Annotated in this window: 5 protein-coding genes; 3 read left to right on the top strand and 2 right to left on the bottom strand. The window is 33.5% G+C overall.

Annotated features, from left to right (window positions below; all coding sequences use genetic code 11):
* The first annotated feature begins 75 nt into the window (after nucleotides 1-75).
* Nucleotides 76-621, top strand: a complete 546-nt coding sequence (locus DBR39_RS15890) for a BRCT domain-containing protein (RefSeq protein WP_005807148.1) — start codon at nucleotides 76-78, stop codon at nucleotides 619-621.
* Nucleotides 622-870: 249 nt separating this feature from the next.
* Here DBR39_RS15890 and erm(F) read toward each other — a convergent pair whose 3' ends face one another.
* Both erm(F) and ere(D) read right to left on the bottom strand, forming a co-directional pair.
* Nucleotides 871-1,671, bottom strand: a complete 801-nt coding sequence (gene erm(F) / locus DBR39_RS15885; RefSeq protein ID WP_004295323.1) for a 23S rRNA (adenine(2058)-N(6))-methyltransferase Erm(F) — start codon at nucleotides 1,669-1,671, stop codon at nucleotides 871-873.
* A gap of 490 nt (nucleotides 1,672-2,161) precedes the next feature.
* Nucleotides 2,162-3,388 (bottom strand): EreD family erythromycin esterase, encoded by a 1,227-nt coding sequence (gene ere(D) / locus DBR39_RS15880; RefSeq protein ID WP_009040233.1) that lies wholly within the window; start codon nucleotides 3,386-3,388, stop codon nucleotides 2,162-2,164.
* A 357-nt stretch (nucleotides 3,389-3,745) separates the two neighbouring features.
* Between ere(D) and DBR39_RS15875 the strand changes: the two genes are divergently transcribed.
* Nucleotides 3,746-4,912 carry a tetracycline-inactivating monooxygenase Tet(X2) gene (locus tag DBR39_RS15875; RefSeq protein ID WP_008651082.1) on the top strand — a complete coding sequence of 389 codons (1,167 nt, stop codon included), beginning with the start codon at nucleotides 3,746-3,748 and terminating at the stop codon, nucleotides 4,910-4,912.
* 234 nt (nucleotides 4,913-5,146) lie between these two features.
* The coding region (locus DBR39_RS15870) for an exonuclease domain-containing protein (protein ID WP_257984520.1) at nucleotides 5,147-5,680 on the top strand (534 nt) is incomplete at its 3' end.

Raw genomic sequence — 5,680 nt, 5'->3', positions numbered from 1 at the left:
GCATAAACGGATAATCAGAAAAATCTATATGAACATTATAATTTAAAACCATATGTCATAAGTTATATTGACACAATGTTATTTGCAGATAAACTTGGGATGCCTAAAAAAATAAAAGATTTAGCAGAGAGTTTGGACTTAGAAGTAACAAATCATCACGACCCAGAATTCGATGCAAAACTTTGTGCTTTAATATTTGGCGAATTGACTGACAAGTATCCAAGTTATCAAGAACTAATAAGAAAAATTGATGACCAGCCTAAAACAAATAATAATTATTTCAATCAACCAAGTGAAGATGTTTTAGAAGAAAATGAAGAGCATTTATCAAATTATCAAATAACTCAAAACGAACTTGAAAACATTGATTTAATAGGAAAAGGAATAGTTATTACGGGCAACTTTTCAATAGAAAGAGAAGAAATAAAAACTTTTCTAATGAAAATTGGTGGACAAATAAAATCAGGAATAACAGGTAAAGTAGATTTTGTTTTTGCAGGTGAAGATTGTGGTTGGTCAAAAATCCAAAAAATAAACGACTTAAACCAATCAAAAAAAGCAAACATTAGAATTTTAAACGAAGCTGACTTAAATTATCTTATCAAAAAATACGGCATATAACATCGCATTGGCAAAATGGCGGGTTAAGTGCCAAACTCAACTTTTGTGCATTTTATTCCGCCGAATGTGTTCCACATTCAGCTTTTTTTAATAATTTAGCTTCTGTGGAAACACATCGGCTACGTCACTGCTAAATTGAACTTTTTGTCCAATTTATCCGCCACTTCGCCAATGCGTTTCCCGTTATGCGGCAGCTTAAAAGACGACACCAAACCAGAAAAATCATCTTGACAACCACCCGACTTTGAACTACGAAGGATGAAATTTTTCAGGGACAACTTCCAGCATTTCCAAAAAACAGTTTACCCATTGACTTGGAGACAAACAAACAATTTGAGCATTAAGGTTTAAACCGAATTTTTCCGAAATTGACCTGACCTGACTTTTCCTGAAAATCGACTTTAAAGCTGTTTTTACAGATAAATCAGGTTTCTCTAACAGACAGGAAATAAATGCTAAGTATTTGGCTTTAAACTTAAAATCAAAAAATAACTGTTTTCTTTTAATGTTTAACAGGGCTGATTTGACAGTTGGCGGTGGAAAGAAACTTTCAGGACCTACCTCATAGACAAGTTTCAAATCAAAAAAAGTATGATAGAAAACGGTATATGGATTGTAAAGCTTCCTCGAAAATAACTTTTGTGTAGGTTCTAACTGAAGGACAATGGAACCTCCCAGAAAATTTCCAAGACTCTCAAACATCAGGATTTTGAAAATATCGGAAGTAATGCCATAAGGAATATTTGACACCACTTTGAAAGGAAATTTCGGAACTGCAAAATTCCTAAAATCACAACCGACAACTTGAACATTTCGGGCATCAGAAAATAATTTTCGTAAATGTTCAACCAAAGCTGTGTCGTTTTCAATAGCAACAACATTGTTGGCGATTTTTAATAAATGAACAGTAAGAAACCCCTTGCCTGCCCCAATATCTAAAACCGTATCCTGATTACTTATATTTGCTTGTCTTATTGCATCTTTTATTAGCACTTTATCAATAGTAAAGTGCTGACCCGTAAAACGAACGGGCAATTTCTTTTTTGTCATTAGTAACTTCTTACAGGTGAATACTTGAATTCAAATCGTGGAGAAGTGAATAGACAGTATTACCCGACAGAGCAACTATGACAACGTAACGCCTTTACAAAAAAGTCGGTACACGAAACCCATAGACTAATTGTCTTGACCTAAAAGAGATTGGAATTTTCAGGACTGCCTATCACTTAGATAGAAGTCCAAGGTCTGCTGAAATACATAATTCAAAAATTGAAATTGCTTGACTGCAAATTTAGTAACTTTGCTTGACAAATTAACGAGAAAGAAGAGAAAATGAAAACCGACCGCATAACATCACCTATACGCAAGCAGGGGTTTCGTGCTTCGTAGGACAGTTAAGTGGTAAATTTAAAGTTCAGTTCTTCGTAGGAAGTTCAGTGGTTAAAATCCCTGCCTGCGTATAGCTGAGAACCGTTATGTGAAAGAATAAAACGGCACCTCCAAAAAGAAAGTGCCGTTTCGAAATTAAATTTATAAATTCTCAATCCACTACTTCTGAAACAGTTGATTTTTCTATTAGAAAAATTCCGTCAAAAGCTTCTTCTATTTCAGTTTTTAGGCACATCGAATCAAATCGAATCTTATTACAATTTTTTAATTCCGTACTTCTGTTCATTAGTAAACAGCATTCTTTTCCTCCAAATTCTTGCATAATAAATTCAACAGAATCCGACTCTGGAAAATCAAGTGGAAATTTATCAACCCTAAAGCCAAATTGATAATCATTATCAGGATACAATGCCGCAGTTTCTCCACGTAGATTAGTTATTGCAAATGCTTTATATTTTTCTCCAAAAGTCATCGAAAGTCTTTGCCCCATTGGATAACAACTAATAAATCCATCAAAATCTACCGGAGTTTTTTGAATGTGAGCATTGTGGGCAACCAAAATAATCTTTTTACCAAGTGAATTTTTCAAAAACCAATCAATGCTTTCTGCCATATACTGGTCTTTTGCTCCCATATCTCCTTCAATTCCCCTTTCAGTAATGAAACTTTCCATAGCATCAGCATTATAATTCATATAAATCAAGCCTTTAACTTGATGAACTATCGATTGAAATTCTAAACTTTCTAATTTTGGTTGAAGAGTAATCAAACGAATGTAAACTTTTAATAGCAATGCTTTTAATTCATTATGTTCAGCTTCATCAAAAAGCGATAAATTTAACGCAAGCTGAGAAGTCGAATAGAAATCAAATTTCTCAGCAAGATTTAAAATCTTCTGTAAGACATCAGAAGAAACGATTGAAAGTCTTTGCAAATAATCAGATACAATACGAAAGTTTGGAAAATAAGAACCTCCATTTTTAGGAATATCCACACCTAAAAAGGTAATTTGATTATTATTGTCTTGATTATACCGACGAAGCCATAGCAAAGTATCTTTAAACTCATTTGGATAATAAAAGTGTGACAGTAACTTATCCAAATCGTCGAATGGAATTTGTGATTTTATCCACTTATCAACTTCTAATCCTTCAGAAAAACCAAACTCAAATGCCAAGGTGTCAAAATCACATTCAGTTACTAAAAACTCAATAACTTGATGCCTGAATGTAAAAAACTCTTTTATGAAATGTGCGTTTTCGCCTAAACCAACAATTGTAGAAGAATCAAAATATTCTCGAAATCGAAAAAGACTTTGTTTTATGGATGTATTATTTTCCGAATTAAACGGAAAAGTTAAGGGTTTTATATTTTTCATTATTACCTTATTTTAAATTAAAAATTAACGTACCAAATAGCAACCGTCTCAAAAAGACGATTTAATAATTTACTTTAATTTTTAATTACCAAGGCTTGCTGAAATACATAAAATGTGAATTATTTGAATACAAAGATACTAAAAATTCCTTCACATAACATCGCATTGGCAAAATGGCAGGTTAAGTGCTAAATTGAAAGTTTCTGCATTTTATTCCGCCGAATGTGTTCCACATTCGCTTTTTATTTGTAAGTTAGCTCTGTGGAAACACATCGGCTACGTTCTCGCTAAATTGAACTTTTTGTCCAATTTATCCGCCACTTCGCCAATGCGTTTCCCGTTATGTGCCATTTTTGAATGACAATGCGAATAGATACAGACAAACAAATGAATTTACTTAGTGATAAGAACGTTGCAATAATTGGTGGTGGACCCGTTGGACTGACTATGGCAAAATTATTACAGCAAAACGGCATAGACGTTTCAGTTTACGAAAGAGACAACGACCGAGAGGCAAGAATTTTTGGTGGAACCCTTGACCTACACAAAGGTTCAGGTCAGGAAGCAATGAAAAAAGCGGGATTGTTACAAACTTATTATGACTTAGCCTTACCAATGGGTGTAAATATTGCTGATGAAAAAGGCAATATTTTATCCACAAAAAATGTAAAGCCCGAAAATCGATTTGACAATCCTGAAATAAACAGAAATGACTTAAGGGCTATCTTGTTGAATAGTTTAGAAAACGACACGGTTATTTGGGATAGAAAACTTGTTATGCTTGAACCTGGTAAGAAGAAGTGGACACTAACTTTTGAGAATAAACCGAGTGAAACAGCAGATTTGGTTATTCTTGCCAATGGCGGGATGTCCAAGGTAAGAAAATTTGTTACCGACACGGAAGTTGAAGAAACAGGTACTTTCAATATACAAGCCGATATTCATCAACCAGAGATAAACTGTCCTGGATTTTTTCAGCTATGCAATGGAAACCGGCTAATGGCATCTCACCAAGGTAATTTATTATTTGCTAACCCCAATAATAATGGTGCATTGCATTTTGGAATAAGTTTTAAAACACCTGATGAATGGAAAAACCAAACGCAGGTAGATTTTCAAAACAGAAATAGTGTCGTTGATTTTCTTCTGAAAGAATTTTCCGATTGGGACGAACGCTACAAAGAATTGATTCATACGACGTTGTCATTTGTAGGATTGGCTACACGGATATTTCCTTTAGAAAAGCCTTGGAAAAGCAAGCGCCCATTACCCATAACAATGATTGGGGATGCCGCACATTTGATGCCGCCTTTTGCAGGGCAGGGAGTAAATAGTGGGTTGGTGGATGCCTTGATATTGTCTGATAATCTAGCCGATGGAAAATTTAATAGCATTGAAGAGGCTGTTAAAAATTATGAACAGCAAATGTTTATCTATGGCAAAGAAGCACAAGAAGAATCAACTCAAAACGAAATTGAAATGTTTAAACCCGACTTTACGTTTCAGCAATTGTTAAATGTATAAAATGGAATAAAACGGCACATAACAAACAAATTGGCAATAGAGCCGGTGAAGTACTTCTATTGAACTTTTGTGCAATGTTGAAGATTAGTAATTCTATTCAACATTTGTGCTAAAAGTCGGCTCCATCGCCAATTTGCCAAACGTTATATGCCATATTACACCAAAACTCGTCTGAATTATACAAAATGAACTATGTTTAACTTTTTTAAACCTAAACCAAAAAATCAAATTGAAATGGAAGTTTCGGGAATAAATCCTGAAACAAACAATGAATTTCTATTCTATAATTTTATCGAAAATACACCAAACTATATTCTTGAACCTTGGCTAAAAAAAGCAAAACAAGTTGGTTATAAAGTAAAACCTCAATACGAACAAGCGATTTTGCAAAAATTGAAATTCAATCAATTTAAAAATCCTCATACATTCCCTGAGTACTTTGAAAATAAATTTGATTTTATTGCTATTGACTTTGAGACAGCAAATAACAGTAGATTAAGTGCTTGTGCAATCGGATTATGCTTCGTGAAAAATGACACAATAGTTTATTCGACAAAACACTATATAAATCCACCAAAATCAGAAAAGTTTTTAAAAACTCATACTTCAATACACGGAATTTCATATGAAGATGTAGAATTTTCCCTTAATTTTCAAGAATTATGGGAAGACGAACTTTCTAAATATCTTTCATCTAATTTATTAATTTTTCATAATGCGAGTATGGACTTGAGTGTTTTGAAAAATCTATCTGATTCTCCGCAAACA

It is taken from the genome of Chryseobacterium sp. KBW03, from assembly GCF_003852415.1.
In the GTDB taxonomy this organism is placed as follows: Bacteria; Bacteroidota; Bacteroidia; order Flavobacteriales; family Weeksellaceae; genus Chryseobacterium; species Chryseobacterium viscerum.
Note: the sequence above shows the minus strand (reverse complement) of the source record. Positions and strands in the feature narration are given on the sequence as shown.